Annotated in this window: 15 protein-coding genes; 9 read left to right on the top strand and 6 right to left on the bottom strand. The window is 72.6% G+C overall.

Annotated features, from left to right (window positions below):
* Positions 1–107: 107 nt before the first annotated feature.
* Positions 108–1,667, top strand: coding sequence for a leucyl aminopeptidase (locus tag OP18_RS30335; RefSeq protein WP_033362493.1), 1,560 nt, complete (start codon positions 108–110; stop codon positions 1,665–1,667).
* A gap of 40 nt (positions 1,668–1,707) precedes the next feature.
* On the opposite strand, the gene OP18_RS30330 is transcribed toward OP18_RS30335, so the two are convergent.
* Entirely contained in the window at positions 1,708–2,022 is a 315-nt protein-coding gene (locus OP18_RS30330) for a hypothetical protein (RefSeq protein WP_033362492.1), read from the bottom strand.
* A 158-nt stretch (positions 2,023–2,180) separates the two neighbouring features.
* Between OP18_RS30330 and lpdA the strand changes: the two genes are divergently transcribed.
* The 3 genes from lpdA to OP18_RS30315 all read left to right on the top strand — a co-directional run bounded on the left by lpdA (position 2,181) and on the right by OP18_RS30315 (position 6,475).
* Positions 2,181–3,563, top strand: a complete 1,383-nt coding sequence (gene lpdA, locus OP18_RS30325; protein ID WP_033362491.1) for a dihydrolipoyl dehydrogenase — start codon at positions 2,181–2,183, stop codon at positions 3,561–3,563.
* A gap of 48 nt (positions 3,564–3,611) precedes the next feature.
* Positions 3,612–5,483: a 2-oxoglutarate dehydrogenase, E2 component, dihydrolipoamide succinyltransferase gene (sucB, locus tag OP18_RS30320; RefSeq protein ID WP_033362490.1), complete on the top strand. Its 1,872-nt coding sequence runs from the start codon at positions 3,612–3,614 to the stop codon at positions 5,481–5,483.
* A gap of 92 nt (positions 5,484–5,575) precedes the next feature.
* A complete protein-coding gene (locus OP18_RS30315) occupies positions 5,576–6,475 on the top strand; it encodes a TIGR01777 family oxidoreductase (RefSeq protein ID WP_033362489.1) in 900 nt (299 codons plus the stop codon).
* Here OP18_RS30315 and OP18_RS30310 read toward each other — a convergent pair.
* Positions 6,448–7,668 (bottom strand): extracellular catalytic domain type 1 short-chain-length polyhydroxyalkanoate depolymerase, encoded by a 1,221-nt coding sequence (locus OP18_RS30310; protein ID WP_033362488.1) that lies wholly within the window; start codon positions 7,666–7,668, stop codon positions 6,448–6,450. The two genes, OP18_RS30315 and OP18_RS30310, sit on opposite strands and share 28 nt — an antisense overlap.
* Before the next feature lie 121 nt (positions 7,669–7,789).
* Between OP18_RS30310 and lipB the strand changes: the two genes are divergently transcribed.
* A complete protein-coding gene (lipB, locus tag OP18_RS30305) occupies positions 7,790–8,422 on the top strand; it encodes a lipoyl(octanoyl) transferase LipB (RefSeq protein WP_211273721.1) in 633 nt (210 codons plus the stop codon).
* On the opposite strand, the gene OP18_RS30300 is transcribed toward lipB, so the two are convergent.
* A complete protein-coding gene (locus OP18_RS30300; protein WP_033362487.1) occupies positions 8,406–8,999 on the bottom strand; it encodes a DUF6928 family protein in 594 nt (197 codons plus the stop codon). The two genes, lipB and OP18_RS30300, sit on opposite strands and share 17 nt — an antisense overlap.
* A gap of 100 nt (positions 9,000–9,099) precedes the next feature.
* On the opposite strand from OP18_RS30300, the gene lipA reads away from it, so the two are divergent.
* A complete protein-coding gene (gene lipA / locus OP18_RS30295) occupies positions 9,100–10,035 on the top strand; it encodes a lipoyl synthase (protein ID WP_081971247.1) in 936 nt (311 codons plus the stop codon).
* A 24-nt stretch (positions 10,036–10,059) separates the two neighbouring features.
* Positions 10,060–10,758 carry a DUF4191 domain-containing protein gene (locus OP18_RS30290; protein ID WP_033362486.1) on the top strand — a complete coding sequence of 233 codons (699 nt, stop codon included), beginning with the start codon at positions 10,060–10,062 and terminating at the stop codon, positions 10,756–10,758.
* Between the two features lie 9 nt (positions 10,759–10,767).
* On the opposite strand, the gene OP18_RS30285 is transcribed toward OP18_RS30290, so the two are convergent.
* A complete protein-coding gene (locus OP18_RS30285) occupies positions 10,768–11,133 on the bottom strand; it encodes an RDD family protein (protein WP_052387566.1) in 366 nt (121 codons plus the stop codon).
* A 182-nt stretch (positions 11,134–11,315) separates the two neighbouring features.
* Here OP18_RS30285 and glnA point away from each other — a divergent pair, with 182 nt between their 5' ends.
* Both glnA and OP18_RS30275 read left to right on the top strand, forming a co-directional pair.
* The gene (gene glnA, locus OP18_RS30280) at positions 11,316–12,740 is read left to right on the top strand and encodes a type I glutamate--ammonia ligase (RefSeq protein WP_033362485.1); all 1,425 of its coding nucleotides are present in this window, start codon (positions 11,316–11,318) and stop codon (positions 12,738–12,740) included.
* 139 nt (positions 12,741–12,879) lie between these two features.
* The gene (locus tag OP18_RS30275; RefSeq protein WP_033362484.1) at positions 12,880–13,860 is read left to right on the top strand and encodes a DUF2804 domain-containing protein; all 981 of its coding nucleotides are present in this window, start codon (positions 12,880–12,882) and stop codon (positions 13,858–13,860) included.
* A 179-nt stretch (positions 13,861–14,039) separates the two neighbouring features.
* Here OP18_RS30275 and OP18_RS30270 read toward each other — a convergent pair whose 3' ends face one another.
* Both OP18_RS30270 and OP18_RS30265 read right to left on the bottom strand, forming a co-directional pair.
* Positions 14,040–16,934, bottom strand: a complete 2,895-nt coding sequence (locus OP18_RS30270; protein WP_033362483.1) for a bifunctional [glutamine synthetase] adenylyltransferase/[glutamine synthetase]-adenylyl-L-tyrosine phosphorylase — start codon at positions 16,932–16,934, stop codon at positions 14,040–14,042.
* Positions 16,934–17,734 (bottom strand): type 1 glutamine amidotransferase, encoded by an 801-nt coding sequence (locus OP18_RS30265; protein WP_389249166.1) that lies wholly within the window; start codon positions 17,732–17,734, stop codon positions 16,934–16,936. Before OP18_RS30265 ends, OP18_RS30270 begins: the two co-directional genes overlap by 1 nt.
* Between the last annotated feature and the right edge of the window lie 17 nt (positions 17,735–17,751).

Raw genomic sequence — 17,751 nt, 5'->3', positions numbered from 1 at the left:
ACCTATCGCGTTGGTTATCGTGTCCAGCACCCGAATCGGCGGCATGCTGAAGGTGCGGTACCGCCGCAGCGAACGCTGACGCAGAACACCAGTGATGTGGAGCCCGAGTGACCGCCCTGAACCTGGTCGACACCGACCCCGCCGAGCTCGCCGTCGACGCCGTTGTCGTCGGTGTCTACGCACGGGACGGTGCCGACACCAAGCTGCTGCTGGCCTCCGGTGCGCAGAGCGTCGCGGCGGCGTTCAGCGACCGTCCGGGCGGCGGGCTGGCCGAGACGCTGCGGGTGCTGGGCGCGACCGGCGCGCCGGGTGAGGTGACGAAGGTCGCCGCGTTCGGTGCGGTGGCCGCGCCGCTGGTCGTGGCGGTCGGGCTGGGCCCGGAGCCGGCGGGTGCCGCGCCGGCGGCGGAGACGCTGCGCCGGGCCGCCGGCGCGGCGACGCGCGCCCTGGCCGGGTCGGCGTCCGTGGCGCTGGTGCTGCCGCTGTCGGACCGCGACACACCGACCGACGAGGAGCTGACCGCCGGGGTGCGCGCGGTCGCCGAGGGTGCCGTGCTGGGTGCGTACCGGTTCGCCGGGTACAAAACGAAGGCGTCGGCGACGCGGCCGGACCCGGTGCGCAAGGTGGCGCTGCACGTGCCGGACGCCGGGTCGCGCCTGGCCAAGGCGGCGGTGAAGCGGGCGGGCACGGTGACCGCGGCGGTGGTCCGCACCCGCGACTGGGTCAACACCGCCCCCAACGAGCTGCGGCCGCCGCAGTTCGCCGCGCAGGCCGCGGAGGTGGCGCAGGCCGCCCAGCTGGACGTGACGGTGCTCGACGAGAAGGCGCTGGCGAAGCAGGGGTACGGCGGCATCCTCGCGGTCGGGCTCGGCTCGGCGGCGGCGCCGCGGATGGTGCGCATCGCGTACGAGCCGGCCGGCGCCACCCGGCGGATCGCCCTGGTCGGCAAGGGCATCACGTTCGACACCGGCGGCGTGTCGATCAAGCCGGCGCAGGGCATGTGGGAGATGAAGTCGGACATGGCCGGCGCGGCGGCCGTCGTGTCGACGATGCTCGCGGTGGCGGCGCTGAAGCCGAAGGTCGCGGTCGTGGCGTACGCGCCGATGGCGGAGAACATGGCGTCGGGCAGCGCGTACCGGCCGGGCGACGTGGTGACGATGTACAACGGTCACAAGGTCGAGGTGCTCAACACCGACGCCGAGGGCCGCATGATCCTCGGCGACGCGATCGCCCGGGCCTGCGAGGACGAGCCGGACTACCTGTTCGAGGTGTCGACGCTGACCGGCGGCCAGGTGATCGCGCTGGGCAAGCGGATCGCCGGTGTGATGGGCACGCCGGAGCTGTGCGAGCGGGTGCGCGACGCCGGTGAGCGGGCCGGTGAGCCGGCGTGGCCGATGCCGCTGCCGGAGGACGTGCGCAAGGGCATGGACTCCGAGGTCGCCGACATCTCGCAGGTCAATGCGGGGATGGACCGGGCGGGGCACATGCTGCAGGGCGGCGTGTTCCTGTCGGAGTTCGTGACCGAGGGCGTGCAGTGGGCGCACATCGACATCGCCGGGCCGAGCTACCACTCCGGTGAGGCGTTCGGGTACTGGTCGAAGGGCGGCACGGGTGTGCCGGTGCGCACCCTGATCGGCCTGGTCGAGGAGATCGCGGCCGAGGACTGACGCAGCCAACACGAACGCGACACAAAGCCCGCCGGACGGATCAGTCCCCGGCGGGCTTGTTGCGGGCGTTGTAGTCGCGCATCCGCTGCGGGTACCCGACGAGCGCCACGTCGTAGATCGGCATGCTCATCCGGTGCGCGAACTGGCGCGCCGCCTGAGGGTCGTCCACCCGGCGGCGGGTCCATTCGCCGTCGTGTGCGATCAGCAACAGTGTCGTCTCCGTCACTGTGGTGCGGGGTTCGATGAACCCCTCGACGCCCCGCCGGGACCGGACGAACTCCTCCAGGTGCCGCAGATCCTCGCGGTTCGCGGTGCGCCCACCTGCGGCGGGCTTGCGGCGGCGGAACCAGGCCACGATCCGTATCCCTCCCCGTGTGGATCCCCCGCGAGCGGGCACCCGGCGTACGACGTCGGGGCACCTACCGTCGCAGGCGGACAGCGGTGGTGACAAGATGGCCAAGGATCGTCATGCCATCACGGACCCACCGGTCCGTGCATCACCTGGGAGAATTCGTGAGCGACCCACACGCCAACTCCTTCGACGTCCTGATCCTGGGCGGCGGCAGCGGCGGCTACGCGGCGGCGTTCCGCGCGGCGCAGCTGGGCCTGTCCGTCGGCCTGGTCGAGAAGGACAAGCTGGGCGGCACCTGCCTGCACCGCGGCTGCATCCCCACGAAGGCACTGCTGCACGCCGGTGAGGTCGCCGACGCGACCCGGGAGGCGGAGCAGTTCGGCGTCCTGGCGTCGTTCAACGGCGTCGACATGAAGGCGGTCAACGCCTACAAGGACGGCGTCATCAGCAAGCTGTACAAGGGGCTGCAGGGGCTCGCGAAGGCCCGCAAGGTGACGCTGATCGAGGGCGAGGGGCGTCTCGTCGCGCCGGACGCGGTCGAGGTGGCCGGCACCCGCTACCAGGGCAAGAACGTGGTCCTGGCGACCGGTTCGTACTCCAAGACGCTCCCGGGCCTGGAGATCGACGGCGAGCGGGTCATGACCAGCGAGCACGCGCTGGCGCTGGACCACGTGCCCGCGTCCGCGGTGATCCTGGGCGGCGGCGTCATCGGCTGCGAGTTCGCCAGCGCGTGGAAGTCGTTCGGCGTCGACGTGACGATCGTCGAGGCCCTCCCGCGGCTCATCGCGGTCGAGGACGAGGCGAGCTCGAAGGCGCTGGAGCGGGCGTTCCGCAAGCGTGGCATCAAGTTCAAGGTCGGTAAGCCGTTCGAGAGCGTCGAGCGCACCGACGCCGGCGTCCGGGTGAAGATCCAGGGCGGCGACACGATCGAGGCGGAGCTGCTGCTCGTCGCCGTCGGCCGCGGTCCGACGACCGCCAACCTCGGCTACGAGGAGCAGGGCATCACGATGGAGCGCGGGTTCGTCATCACCGACGAGCGGCTGCGCACCAGCGTCCCCGGGGTGTATGCGGTCGGCGACATCGTGCCGGGCGTGCAGCTCGCGCACCGCGGCTTCCAGCAGGGCATCTTCGTCGCCGAGGAGATCGCCGGCCAGCACCCGCAGGTGATCGACGAGGCGGGTATCCCGCGCGTGACGTACTCCGAGCCCGAGGTCGCGTCCGTCGGGCTCAACGAGTCGAAGGCCCGTGAGCTGCACGGCGACAACATCGAGACGGTGCAGTACGACCTGTCCGGCAACGGCAAGAGCCAGATCCTGAAGACCGCCGGTTTCGTGAAGCTGGTGCGGGTCAAGGACGGCCCGGTCGTCGGGGTCCACATGGTGGGCGCCCGGGTGAGCGAGCTGATCGGCGAGGGACAGTTGATCTACAACTGGGAGGCGTTCCCGAGCGACGTCGCCCCGCTGGTGCACATGCACCCCACGCAGAACGAGGCGATCGGTGAGGCGTTCCTGGCGCTCGCCGGCAAGCCGTTGCACGTCCACTGATCATCAGGGACCCGACCGCCACAAGCACTGTTCGAGGAGACTGTTCATATGCCGGTATCGGTCACCATGCCCCGGTTGGGCGAGAGCGTCACTGAGGGCACCGTCACCCGCTGGTTGAAGCAGGAGGGCGACCAGGTCGAGGCCGACGAGCCGTTGCTCGAGGTCTCCACCGACAAGGTCGACACGGAGATCCCGTCACCGGCGGCCGGGGTGCTCACGCGCATCGTGGTGCAGGAGGACGAGACGGCCGAGGTCGGCGCCGAGCTGGCCGTCATCGGCGACGCCGGCGACGCCGGTGAAGCCCCTGCCGCGCAGGAAGCGCCGGCCGCCGAGGAGCCCGCCGCCGAGGAGCCCGCCGCGCAAGAGGCGCCCGCGGAAAGCACCGAGCCCGCCGCAAGCGCGAAGCCCGCGGAGAGCGAAGCGCCCGCCGCGACGCCCGCCGCGTCGGGCGACACCACGTCGCTGAAGATGCCGGCGCTGGGCGAGTCGGTGACCGAGGGCACCGTCACCCGCTGGCTCAAGCAGGTCGGCGACGCCGTCGAGGCCGACGAGCCGCTGCTGGAGGTCTCCACCGACAAGGTCGACACGGAGATCCCGTCGCCGGTCGCCGGCACGCTGCTGGAGATCAAGGTCGCCGAGGACGAGACCGTCGAGGTCGGCGCCGAGCTGGCCGTGATCGGCGCCGCCGGCGCCACCGCGGGCGGCGGGCAGCCGGCGCAGCACGCGCCGGCCGACGAGGCGCAGCCGGAGCAGCAGGCCCAGCCCGCGCAGCAGGTCGAGCGGCCCGCACCGCCGGCGCAGCCGAAGGCGGAGGCGAAGCCCGAGCCGAAGCCCGAGCCGAAGCAGGCCGCGGCGCCCGCGCAGGCGGCCGCGCCGGCACCCGCGCAGCCGGCGCAGGCCGCCCCGGCCGTCGCCGCGCCCGTCGCCGCGGGCCCGTCCACCTCGGTCGGCGCCAACGGCAAGGTCGAGGGCGACGAGGCCGGCTACGTGACGCCGCTGGTGCGCAAGCTCGCCGCCGAGCACGGCGTCAACCTGTCGGCGCTGTCGGGCACCGGCGTCGGCGGACGCATCCGCAAGCAGGACGTCCTGGACGCCGCCGCGAAGGCCAAGCAGGCCGCCGTGGCACCCGCTCCCGCCGCGGCCCCGGCCGCGCAGGCCCAGCCGGCCGCCCCGGCGGCGAAGGCGACGCCGAGCCCGCTGCGCGGCCAGACGCAGAAGCTGACCCGGATGCGGGCCCTGATCGCCCGCCGCATGGTCGAGTCGCTGCAGGTGTCGGCGCAGCTGACCACGGTCGTCGAGGTCGACGTCACCAAGGTGGCGAAGCTGCGGGCGAAGGCGAAGCAGCAGTTCCTGGACACGCACGGCGTGAAGCTGTCGTTCCTGCCGTTCTTCGCCCTCGCGGCGGTCGAGGCGCTGCGGGTGCACCCGTCGGTGAACTCCTCGATCGACCTGGAGGCGGGCACCGTCACCTACCACGACGCCGAGCACCTGGGCATGGCCGTGGACTCCGAGAAGGGGCTCATCGTCCCGGTCATCCGCAACGCGGGCGACCTGAACCTCGGCGGCCTGGCCAAGCGGATCGCGGACGTGGCGGAGCGCACCCGGTCCAACAAGCTCAACCCGGACGACATCGCCGGCGGCACGTTCACGCTGACCAACACCGGCAGCCGCGGCGCGCTGTTCGACACGCCGATCATCAACCAGCCGCAGGTGGCGATCCTCGGCACCGGCGCGGTCGTGAAGCGGGCCGTCGTCATCACCGACCCGGAGCTCGGCGAGATCATCGCCCCGCGGTCGATGGTGTACCTGGCGCTGTCGTACGACCACCGCATCGTGGACGGCGCCGACGCCGCCCGCTTCCTCACCACCGTGAAGGAGCGGCTCGAGGGCGGCAACTTCGAGGCCGACCTCGGCCTGTAACACGCGGACCACGGGACAGGGGCGCCTCCGGGCGCCCCTGTCGCGTTGCGTCGATTTGTGGTTGAAGCCCGGTGACTGGGCAAGATGACCGCATGCAGATCGTCATCGCGGGCGCGTCGGGGTTCCTCGGCGGGCGGCTCGTGCCGCACCTGCGGGCCGCCGGTCACCAGGTCACCCAGCTCGTGCGCCGGCCCGCGCGCAACCCGGGTGAGTTGCGGTGGGACCCGGCGGCGGGGCTGCTGGACGCCTCCGCCCTGGCGGGCAAGGACGCCGTGATCAACCTGGCGGGTGCCGGTGTGGGTGACCGGCGGTGGACCGCGCAGTACAAGGAGACGCTGCGCAGCAGCCGGGTCGACACGACCCAGACGCTGGCGAAGGCGATCGCCGCCGCCGGCCCGGACGGGCCGCGGGTGCTGCTCAACTCCTCCGCCGTCGGGTTCTACGGCGACACCGGTGACCGGCCCGTCGACGAGCTGTCCCCCGCCGGTGAGGGGTTCCTCGCCGACCTGTGCCAGGTGTGGGAGGCCGCGACCAGGCCCGCGGAGGACGCCGGCGCGCGGGTGGCGCTGCTGCGCACCGGGCTGCCGCTGGCGAAGGACGGTGGGCTGCTGCAGCCGCTGTACCTGCAGTTCAAGCTGTTCGCCGGGGGCAGGATGGGCAGCGGCCGGCAGTACCTGCCGTGGATGTCGCTGCCGGACTGGCTCGACGCGGTCCTGTTCACCCTCGACCGGGACCTCGCGGGTCCCGTGAACCTCACCGGTCCCGAACCGGTCACCAACGCCGAGTTCTCCGCGGCCCTCGCGAAGGTCATGCACCGGCCGAACCTGCTGCCGGTGCCGGGGTTCGCGGTGAAGGCCGCCGTCGGCGAGTTCGGCGGCGAGGCCCTGGCCAGCCAGCGGGTCCTGCCCGGGGTCCTGGTGCGCGAGGGTTTCCCGTTCGCGCACCGGACCGTCGAGGCGGCGCTTCAGCAGGCGGTGTCGGCCAGCACGTAGTAGTTCGGGCCGGTCTGCCGCAGGCCGTGGGTGATGAACACGTTGTAGAGGCCCATCGCCTGGTTGGAGCCGTTCGCGTAGGTGTACCCGCCGCTCTGGTGCGCCCGCCCGGCGGTGACGTGCGCGTAGTTCGACGCCCGCACGCACGGGCCGGCGGACGGCGTCGACGACGGGGTGGACGACGGCGTCGGCGAGGCGGTCGGCGAGGCGGTCGCGGTGGGGGTGGTGCCGCCGCCGTCGAGGCCCCAGTCGCGGGCCTGGTAGTACGACGAGCAGATGGTGTCCTTGTAGTACGTGCCGGCGGTGCCGCACTGCTCGGTGGCGCTGCCCGGGTCGACGGGGGTGGCGTGGGTCATGCCGGAGACCAGGTACACCTTGACCTTGTCGGCGTAGTTCGCCAGGGACGTGCCGCCGGGCAGCGACGACGTGGAGGTCGGCGTCTGGGACACGCCGAGCACGTTGGTCCACTGGTCGCGCAGCTCGGTCGCGTTGGCCGGGGCGACCGTCGTGTCGGACGTGCCGTGCCAGATCGACACGCGCGGGCGGGTGCCGGTGTAGCCGCTGTACGCGGCGCGGACCAGGTCGCCCCACGCGGCCGGGGTCTTGTCGACGCCGGGGTTCATGCAGCTGAAGGCGCTGGTCGTCGAGGTCGCGCAGCGGTACGGCAGGCCCGCCATGATCGCGCCGCCGGCGAACACGTCGGGGTACGTGGCGAGCATCACCGCGGTCATGGCGGCGCCGGCGGACAGGCCCGTCACGTACACGCGACCCCGGTCGACCTGGTAGTTGGTGGCGGCGTAGTCGACCATCTGCTTCACGGAGAGGGCCTCGCCGCCGCCGCGGGCGGTGTCGCCGGTCTCGAACCAGTTGAAGCAGCTGGAGCTGTTGTTGGCGGACTTCTGCTCCGGCAGTACCAGGGCGAAACGCCACAGGTCGGCGTACTTGCGCCAGCCCGCGTTGGTGAAGTAGTCGGTCGCGTTCTGGGTGCAGCCGTGCATGGCGACGACCAGCGGCGCGTTCGCCGGCAGCCCGTCGGGGCGGTAGCTGTACATGGTGAGGTTGCCGGGGTTGGAGCCGAAGCCGGACACGGCGGTCAGCGTCGCGGCGTAGGCGGGGGTGGACACGGCGGTCAGCCCGATCGCGGCGGCGACCGCGGCGATCGCGGGCAGGACGAGACGCAGGAAACGGGGCATGGCGGTGCCCTTTCTCTCCGGGGGATGCCCACGCTAGGTGTGACGCGTCACGCACCACTATGTCCGTTGTCCACACTTTCTGAGCCTGCTCGGCGTGCCGGGGCGAGGGTTAGGCTGAGGCGTGACCAGCATTCTGGGTTTTGAGGTGGTGCGCGCCGGTCTCGTCGACTACGAGACGGCCCTGGCCGAGCAGCGGCGGATCCACGAGGCCGTCGCGGACGGCACGGCACCCGACACGGTGCTGCTGCTGGAGCACCCGAGCGTCTACACCGCGGGGAAGCGGACCGAGCCCGCCGACCGCCCGTTCGACGGCACGCCCGTCATCGACGTCGACCGCGGCGGCAAGATCACCTGGCACGGGCCGGGGCAGCTCGTCGGGTATCCCATCGTGAAGCTGCCGGACCCGATCGACGTGGTCGCCTACGTGCGCCGCATGGAGCAGCTGCTGATCGACGTGTGCGCCGAGTTCGGCCTGGCCACGGTGCGGGTCGAGGGGCGCAGCGGGGTGTGGGTCGCCGCCGACGGGCGTGGCCCGGACCGCAAGGTCGCCGCGATCGGCATCCGGGTCGCGCGGGGTGTGACGCTGCACGGCTTCGCCATCAACGCCGACTGTGACCTGTCGCGCTACGACATCTTCGTGCCGTGCGGCATCCGCGACGCCGGTGTCACGTCCCTGTCGGCGGAGCTGGGCCGCGACGTGACCGTCGCCGAGGTCCTGCCGGTGGTGGAGCGGCACCTCACGACGCTGTACTGACCGCCGCGCCGGTGACCCGGTAGGCGACGACCGGGATCAGCTCCGGGTCGACGTCGTCGAGGCGGTCGTGGCCGGCGCAGCTGAACCCCATGAGCGCCTGCAACGCCCGGTCGCCGAGCCCGGCCGGGTCGTGCGGGGCGTCGGCCTCGAAGGGCAGCCGCTCCCCCGTGTCCTCCAGGACGCCGGGGTCGGTGCAGACGCTCAGCGCGCGCACCAGCGCACCGTCGCGCCACAGCCCGAAGCTGCACCACGCCGCGTCGCCGTGCGCGGCGTGCAGCAGCGTCTGCCGGCGGCCGGTCGCCGCGTGCACGACCGGGTCGAGCTGCGAGGGCCGCTGCGGGGTCAGCGTCCAGCTGCTCACCAGGTCCAGGCCGGCGTAGCAGCCGACGTACACGACGTCGCGCGGCGGGTCGAGGGCGTCGGCGAGCAGCAGGTCGCCGATCTCCTCCAGCGCCGCGCCGGGGAAGAGCCGCTCGGCGAGCAGGCGGGCGGCGGGCTTGTCCAGCACGGGACAGGCCCGCAGGACATCGATGGGATTGCCGTCGGAGGAGACCACCAACGTGTCGTTGAACGCCACGGTTGCGTGATTGCCTGGCGCGTGCGCCGGGAAACGTCCGGGACGTGACGTCAATCGCGTTCCCGGCGGCTGGGCAGGCCCCGGGCGTAGGCTTTCCGGTGTGACAGCCGTTGTTCCGGAAGGCCGTCGTCTGCTGCGCATCGAAGCGCGAAACGCGGAGACGCCGATTGAGCGCAAGCCGCCGTGGATCAAGGTCTCCGCGAAGATGGGGCCTGAGTACACGCACCTGCGAGGCCTCGTCCAACGCGAGGGCCTCCACACGGTGTGCCAGGAGGCCGGCTGCCCCAACATCTACGAATGTTGGGAGGACCGGGAGGCGACGTTCCTCATCGGCGGCGACCAGTGCACCCGGCGGTGCGACTTCTGCCAGATCGACACCGGCAAGCCGGCCGAGTTCGACGCCGACGAGCCGCGCCGGGTCGCCGAGTCGGTGGCGACGATGGGTCTGCGCTACGCGACGGTGACCGGTGTCGCCCGCGACGACCTGCCCGACGGCGGCGCCTGGCTGTACGCCGAGACGGTCCGGCAGATCCACGGCCTGGTCGAGGGCTGCGGCGTGGAGCTGCTCATCCCCGACTTCAACGGCGAGCCGAAGCTGCTCGGCGAGGTCTTCGAGGCCCGGCCCGAGGTGCTCGCGCACAACGTCGAGACCGTGCCGCGGATCTTCAAGCGGATCCGTCCCGCGTTCCGTTACGAGCGTTCCCTGGACGTGCTGACCCAGGCCCGCGCCGCCGGCCTGGTCACCAAGTCCAACCTGATCCTCGGCATGGGCGAGGAGCGCGCCGAGATCTCCCAGGCGCTGCGCGACCTGCACGAGGCCGGCTGCGAGCTGGTGACGATCACGCAGTACCTGCGGCCGACGCCGCGGCACCACCCGGTGGAGCGCTGGGTGAAGCCGGAGGAGTTCGTGGAGCTGGCCCAGGAGGCGGAGCAGATCGGGTTCGCCGGGGTGCTGAGCGGGCCGCTGGTGCGCTCGTCGTACCGGGCGGGCCGGCTGTACCGTCAGGCGCTGGACAGCCGGGCGCTGAAGGCGTGAGCGTCTCCGATTAGACTCGGAGGCATGGCAAAGGCCCAGGAGCCGGAGAAGGTCTCCTTCTTCACTCGGCTCAAGCAGATCGGCATGGTGTTCTCGTTCACCGCCAAGCGTGACAAGCTCTTCGTCCCGCTGGTCCTGGTGGTGGTCCTCGTGCCGCTCATCGCCGTCGGCGTGGCCATCGCCCTCGGCGTGTCCTGGGTGTGGGCGCCGATCGGGGTCCTGGCCGCGCTGCTGGGCACGGTGATCGTGCTCAACCTGCGCTCGCAGAAGGCGATGATGCGTGAGGCCGAGGGCCAGCCCGGCGCGGCGGCCTCCATCATCGAGAACATGCGCGGCGACTGGCGGGTCACGCCCGCGATCGTCTCCACGACGCAGTTCGACATGGTGCACCTGGTCATCGGCCGGCCCGGCGTGATCCTGCTCGGCGAGGGCAACCCGGCCCGCGTCCGGGGCCTGATAAGCCAGGAGCGCCGCCGCCTGGTGAAGGTCATCGGCAACGCCGAGCTGCGCGACTTCGTCATCGGCAACGAGGAGGGTCAGCTGCCGCTCGCGAAGCTGCGCAACACCCTGGTCCGGCTGCCGCGCACGATCACCGGCAAGGACGTCAACTCCCTCGACAAGCGGCTCAAGGCCCTGTCGGCGCGCCCGCAGATGCCGCGTGGCGCGATGCCGAAGAACATGAAGCCGCCGAAGGGCGCGTTCAAGGCGATGCGCGGCCGCTGAGCCCGCGCCTCACGAAGCCGCCGGCACCACGGTCACCACGATCGAGCCGGCGGCTTTGTCGTGCAGTCCCCGGCCGTCCTTGTCCATGATCAGCGCCGGCACGAACAGCAGCAGCAACGCGCCCCGCAGGATCGCCCGGGGCACCCCGAGCGGGCCTCCTGTGGCCATTGACACACAGCGGATCCGCACCAGCCACATGCCGAGGGTCTGACCGAAGAAGCCGAGGAACAGCGCGTACACGACCAGCAGCAGCCCGGGCGCGAGCCACGGCGCCTCGACCGGGTCCGCGAACGCCCTGCTGATGAGCAGGCACGACAGCCAGTCGACGAGGATGGCGCCGAAACGCCGGAAGAGCGGTGCCGGGCTGAGTTCCACGACGGCCCAGCCTACCGGGCGATCTCACCCCGCTGATCGGGCAGAACCTGGGTGGCGAAACATAGTGGAAACAATCGAGACACGCCCGGGCAATCGCGCAGTTCTACGGTCGCGTCCAACCAGCCACCTTCACACTGAAGTGATCACCACGAGACTGGTACTGCCTGCGACCTGGAGGACGAGTGTTCGCCAATTCTGACGAGCTGCTGCGATACGTGAAGGACGAGGGCGTCCGCTTCGTCGACATTCGCTTCTGCGACCTGCCGGGCGTCATGCAGCACTTCAATGTCCCCGCCGAGTCGTTCGACGAGAGCGTGTTCAGCGACGGTCTCGCCTTCGACGGCTCGTCCATCCGTGGCTTCCAGGCGATCCACGAGTCGGACATGATGCTGCTGCCGGACGTGACGTCCGCCTTCATCGACCCGTTCCGGATCGAGAAGACTCTGGCGCTCAACTTCTTCATCCACGACCCGTTCACGCGTGAGGCCTACTCGCGTGACCCGCGCAACGTGGCGAAGAAGGCCGAGGCGTACCTCGCGTCGAGCGGCATCGCCGACACCGCCTACTTCGGCCCCGAGGCGGAGTTCTACATCTTCGACTCGATCCGGCACGAGACGTCGGCCAACCAGGCCTACTACTACATCGACTCGGTCGAGGGCTGGTGGAACTCCGGCAAGGACGAGCCGGGCGGCAACCGCGGCTACAAGACCGCGTACAAGGGTGGCTACTTCCCGGTCCCGCCGGTCGACCACTACGCCGACCTGCGCGACCAGATCGTGCAGCGGCTCCTCGGCGCCGGCTTCGTCGTCGAGCGCTCGCACCACGAGGTGGGCACCGCCGGCCAGGCCGAGATCAACTACAAGTTCGGCACCCTGCTGCAGGCCGGCGACCAGCTCCAGCTCTTCAAGTACATCGTGAAGAACACCGCCTGGGCCGCCGGCAAGACCGCGACCTTCATGCCGAAGCCGCTCTTCGGTGACAACGGCTCCGGCATGCACACCCACCAGTCCCTGTGGCTGGGTGGCGAGCCGCTGTTCTACGACGAGGCCGGCTACGGCGGCCTGTCGGACACGGCCCGCTGGTACATCGGCGGTCTGCTGCACCACGCGCCGTCGCTGCTGGCGTTCACCAACCCGACGGTCAACTCCTACCGCCGCCTGGTCCCCGGCTACGAGGCCCCGGTCAACCTGGTCTACTCGCAGCGCAACCGCTCCGCGTGCACCCGTATCCCGGTCACCGGCACCAACGCCAAGGCCAAGCGCGTCGAGTTCCGCGTGCCGGACCCGTCGGCCAACGTCTACCTGGCCTTCGCCTCCATGCTGATGGCCGGCCTGGACGGCATCAAGAACAAGATCGAGCCCCCGGCCCCGATCGACAAGGACCTCTACGACCTGCCGCCGGAGGAGGTCGCCAACGTCAAGCAGGTCCCCGGCTCGCTCGACGAGGTCCTCAACTCCCTCGAGGGCGACCACGGCTTCCTCCTCGAGGGCGGCGTGTTCACCCAGGACCTGATCGACACCTGGATCTCCTACAAGCGCGCCAACGAGGTCGACCCGGTCCGCCTGCGCCCGACCCCGCACGAGTTCGCGATGTACTACGACGTGTGACCCGTCCCCCGCGCTGAACGGCGCGGCAGGCACCACGTCCTGAAACGGCGGTCGCGTCCGGCTCTCACCAGCCGGGCCCGGCCGCCGTTCCGCGTTGCCGCCCGGCCTCATCGGCCGCTGCCCCGTTACCCTCTGCCTCGTGACGCACGAGAAGGAGATCGTCGAGCCGGTCGACCTGTGCCTGCCGGACGGGCGGCTCAACCCCGCCGCGGTCGGCTGGACCCGCCGGCCGCTGCACCGGGCGAACCTGCGCGGCTGGGGAAGGGCCAAGCGTTGGGAGTACTGGGGGATCGTCACACCGACCCACATCGTGGGCCTCGTCGCGTCGTCGCTGGACTACGCCGGTGTGCACGGCGTCTACGTGCTGGACCGCGCCACGAGGGTCGAGGTCGGCAAGGACGTGGTGGTCCCCTTCGCCCGTGGCGCCGTCCTGCCGCCCGTCAGCGGCGCGGGGACCGCGAGCGTGCGGGGCGCCGGCCTGTCGATCGACATCGACCAGACCCCCGAGGGCAGCACGATCCGCGCCACCGCACCGGGCGTCGAGGTCGACCTCGTCGTGCCGCTGCCACCCGGCCACGAGTCGCTCGGTGTCGTGGTCCCGTGGAGTCCGCGGCGGTTCCAGTACACGGTCAAGGACGTCGGCCGCCCGGTGCACGGCTCGCTGCGGGTGAACGGCGCGACGCACGCCGTCGCCGGGGAGGACTCGTTCGCCGTGCTCGACCACGGCCGGGGCAAGTGGCCGTACGCGATCCGGTGGAACTGGGCGGCCGGCAGCGCGCCGGGCGTGTCGGTGCAGCTCGGCGGCAGGTGGACCGACGGCACCGGCTCGACCGAGAACGCGCTCTTCACCGGCGGGCGGCTGCACAAGCTCGGCGCCGAGCTGCGCTGGAGCTACGACCGCCGGGACTGGCTGCGCCCGTGGCGGATCAGCGGTGACCGGGTCGAGGTGGAGTTCCACCCGTTCCACGAGCGGGTCGCGCGCACCAACCTCGGCGTCGTGGCCAACGAGACCCACCAGTGCTTCGGGCACTTCTCCGGCTGGGTCGAGGCGGACGACGGCGGACGGGTGCGCCTGGACGGCCTGGTCGGCTGGGCGGAGGAGGCGTACAACCGCTGGTAGCCGAGGCGGCAACCGCTGCCGGCGCCGCGGGCGGCCACCCGCCGGGCGGCCCGACCGTGCGGGTGGGGTCGGGCACGTCCGACCGCCCCGCCGCGCCCGCGCAGGCGGTGCGAGCGCGGCGAGCATGGGGGTCCGGGGTGGGGGAACCCCCCGGGCGGCCGCGGCGACAGCCGCCCGAGCTAGGAACTGAAGATGCGCTCGACGGCCTGGCGGGCGTGGCGGGCCACGCGGAGGTACTCGTCCAGGAACTCCTGGGGTTCGACGCCGCCGAGGATGCGGGCGACGGCGGCCAGGTCGGGGCCCTGGCGGGGCAGCTGGTCGGTGGCGCGGCCGCGGACCAGGGTCAGCAGGTTGCGGATGCGGGACGCCTGCTGCCAGGCGGCGCGCAGGCTGGCGGCGTCGGCGGTGTCGACGAGGCCCGCCTCGGTCGCCGCCTCCAGGGCCTGCAAGGTGCGAGTGGTGCGCAGCCCGTGGACGGCTCGGCCGTGCTGGAGCTGCAGCAGCTGGACGGTCCACTCGACGTCGGCGAGGCCGCCGCGGCCGAGCTTGGTGTGGGTGGCGGGGTCGGCGCCGCGGGGCAGGCGTTCGCTGTCGACGCGGGCCTTGAGGCGGCGGATCTCGTGGATCTGGTCGCGGGTGAGACCGCCGTCGGGGTAGCGGACGGTGTCGGCGAGGGCGAGGAAGCGGGCGCCGAGGTCGGTGGAGCCGGCGACGTGGCGGGCCCGCAGCAGCGCCTGCGCCTCCCAGGTCTTCGACCAGCGGGCGTAGTACTGCTGGTACGCGCCGAGGCTGCGCACGAGGGGACCCTGGCGGCCCTCGGGGCGCAGGTCGGCGTCGACGCCGAGCGGCGGGTCGTGGGCGGGGCGGGACAGCAGCCGGCGCAGCTCCTCGGCGACGGTGAGGGCCAGGCCGCTGGCGGCGTCCTCGGCCATGCCGGGCGGCGGTTCGTAGACGAAGAGGACGTCGGCGTCGGAGGGGTAGCTGGTCTCCTCGCCGCCGAGGCGGCCCATGCCGATGACGGCGAACTCGAGGCCGGGGGCGGCGGTGACGCCGAGGGTGGCGCTGAGGGTGGCGTCGATGACGGCGGACAGGGCGACGCCGACGGAGGAGACGTCGAGGTAGCCGAGGAGGTCGGCGCAGGCGATGCGGAACAGCTCGCGGCGGCGGGACGCGCGCACGGCGTTGATCGCGGTCTCGGGGTCGTCGTGGTGGGCCGCGGCGGCGGCGAACTGGGTGCCGAGCTGGGCGGCGGTGCGGGGCACGAGCTCGGCGTCGTCGGCGAGGAGCCGCAGCGCCTCCGGGTCGCGGACGAGCAGCTCGGTGACGTACCGGGACAGGGCGAGCAGCCTGGCCAGCCGCAGCGCGACGGGGCCGTCGTCGCGCAGCAGCCGCAGGTACCAGGGGGTGTTGCCGAGCTTCTCCGACACCTGCCGGTAGGCGAGCAGGCCCCGGTCGGGTTCGGGGGCGTCGGCGAACTCGCTGAGCAGGACGGGCAGCAGCTGCCGCTGGATCGCGGCGGTGCGGGACACGCCGCCGGTGAGGGCCTCGATGTGGCGCAGTGCCCCCGCGGGGTCGGCGAAGCCGAGCAGCTCCAGGCGGGCCTTGGCGGCGGCCGTGGTGAGCCGCAGCTGCTCGCTGGGGACGCGGGCGACGGCCTCCAGCAGCGGCCGGTACAGCAGCTTCGCGTGCAGGCGGCGGACCTCCTGCGCGTGGCGGACCCAGTCGGCGCGGAACGACTCGACGGCGTCGCGGGCGGCGTTGGGCCGGTAGCCGAGGGCGTGGGCGAGCCAGCGCAGCGCGGCCGGGTCGTCGGGCACGGTGTGGGTGCGGCGCAGGCGCTGCAGCTGCAGGCGGTGCTCGACGGTGCGCAGGAAGCGGTACGCCCGCAGCAGCGCCTCACCGTCGGCGAGCCCGACGTAGCCGCCCTCGATGAGGCCGCGCAGGCCGGCGATCGTGGTCGGGGTGCGCAGCGACTCGTCGGCGCGGCCGTGGACGAGCTGCAGCAGCTGCACCGCGAACTCGATGTCGCGCAGGCCGCCGGGGCCGCGTTTGATCTCCCGGTCGAGCTCGCTGCGCGGGATCTGCTCGATGATGCGCCGCCGCATCGCGCGGACCTCGTCGACGGCCTCGGGGCGCTCCGCGGCGGACCAGATGAGCGGCTGCAGCTCCTGCAGCCACCGCTCGCCGAGGGCGAGGTCCCCGGCGGCCGGCCGGGCCTTCAGCAGCGCCTGGAACTCCCACGTCTTGGCCCATTTGCGGTAGTACGCCAGGTGCGAGGCGACGGTGCGCACGAGCGCGCCGCGGCTGCCCTCCGGGCGCAGGGCGGCGTCGACGGGCCAGGCGACGAAGCCGCAGATCTCCATGAGCCGGGCGGCGAGGGTGCTGCCGGCCCGCATGGCGACCTCGACGTCGGTCCCGTCGGCGGGTTCGGCGACGTACACGACATCGACGTCACTGACGTAGTTGAGCTCGCGGCCGCCGCACTTGCCCATCGCGACCACGGCGACGGTGCACACGGCCGCCAGGTCGGGGTGCTCGGCGGACGCGATCGCCAGGGCCGCGGCCAGGGTCGCGTCGGCGAGCTCGGTGAGCCGGCGCATCGTCACGTCGACGTCGGCGGCGCCGGTGAGGTCGGCGGCGACGATGCGCAGCAGCTCCCGCCGGTACGCGCTGCGCAGCGCCGGGACGGTGGACACGTCGCGGGTCGCGTAGCCGGCGGGGCGCTTGTTCTGCTCGCCCTGCAGCTCGCGCCACTCCTGCGGGTTGGCGACGAGCAGGTCGCCGAGGGTCGCGGACACGCCGAGCACCCCGATGAGCCGGCGGCGCAGCGCGCGGTCGGTGAGGACGGCGTCGCGGACCTCCTCGCCGGCGGCCTCGACGAGCCGGTGCAGCTGGCGCAGCGCCAGGTCCGGGTCGGCGGCGAAGTACAGCGTCTCCAGCAGCGTCGTGGCGTCCTCGCCGGTGGGGCGGCGGGTCTCCGGGTCCCACAGGCGCAGGCCGTCGGGGCCGGCGAGGGCCGAGGAGCGGCCGTCGTCGGTGAAGCCGTAGCGGGCGAGGTGACCGGGGTGCGCCATCATGACGGCCCCAGCAGCGGCAGGGACCGCAGGCCGCCGTCGCCGCGCGGCACCCGGCCGAGCGCGACGGCGGCGAACCGCTCCGTGAACGGCCGCCACACGTCGGCGACGTCGGGCAGCGCGGCCTCGACGCTCTCCAGCAGCTCGATCGGGTCGATGCCGAGCTCGCCGAGGGTGCCGACGCCGTCCATCGCCCACGCGGCGAACATCTCCAGGTCGCACTCGATGTGGAACTGCAGGCCCCAGGCGACCGGGCCGATGCGGAACGCCTGCACCGGGTAGTGGGTGGAGGCGGCGAGCAGGGTCGCGGTGACCGGCAGCTCGACGATCTCGTCGCGGTGCCAGTGCAGCACGTCCGGGGCGAACGGCACCGCGGCGAACACCGGGTCCTGGTCGGCGACGTCGCGGCGGGCGACGAGCCGCACCCCGATCTCGGGGCCGGCGGCGCTGCGCTCGACGGTGCCGCCGTGCGCCTGCGCGAGCAGCTGCGCGCCGAGGCAGACCGCGAGGGTCGGCACCTTGTGCCGGACCGCCTTGCGCAGCAGGCCCTCCAGCTGCGGCAACCACGGTGACGCCCGCTCGCCGTCGGGGTCGGGGAACGCGTCCTGCTCGCCGCCGAGCACGACGAGGGCGGCGTAACCGTCCAGGTCGGCGGGGAGCGGGTCACCGGCGTGCGGGCGCACCACGGCCAGCTCGAGGCCGCCGCCGGTGAGCCAGTCGCCGAGCCGGGCCGGCCCGTCCGTCGGGTCGTTCTCCACCACGAGCGCCAACCGTCCCCGCGGGGACCCTTCGATCGTCACGACCCGACAATAACGAC

Origin of the sequence: Dactylosporangium aurantiacum, assembly GCF_000716715.1 — a bacterium.
Lineage (GTDB): Bacteria > Actinomycetota > Actinomycetes > Mycobacteriales > Micromonosporaceae > Dactylosporangium > Dactylosporangium aurantiacum.
This window is presented reverse-complemented; position numbering and strand designations above follow the sequence as displayed.

Bases quoted from the DNA above. Each gene is read 5' to 3' on its own strand.
- sucB (WP_033362490.1), top strand. From the start codon at position 3,612: ATGCCGGTATCGGTCACCATGCCCCGGTTGGGCGAGAGCGTCACTGAG.
- OP18_RS30290 (WP_033362486.1), top strand. From the start codon at position 10,060: ATGGCAAAGGCCCAGGAGCCGGAGAAGGTCTCCTTCTTCACTCGGCTC.
- OP18_RS30310 (WP_033362488.1), bottom strand. From the start codon at position 7,668: ATGCCCCGTTTCCTGCGTCTCGTCCTGCCCGCGATCGCCGCGGTCGCC.
- OP18_RS30315 (WP_033362489.1), top strand. From the start codon at position 5,576: ATGCAGATCGTCATCGCGGGCGCGTCGGGGTTCCTCGGCGGGCGGCTC.
- OP18_RS30270 (WP_033362483.1), bottom strand. From the start codon at position 16,934: ATGGCGCACCCCGGTCACCTCGCCCGCTACGGCTTCACCGACGACGGC.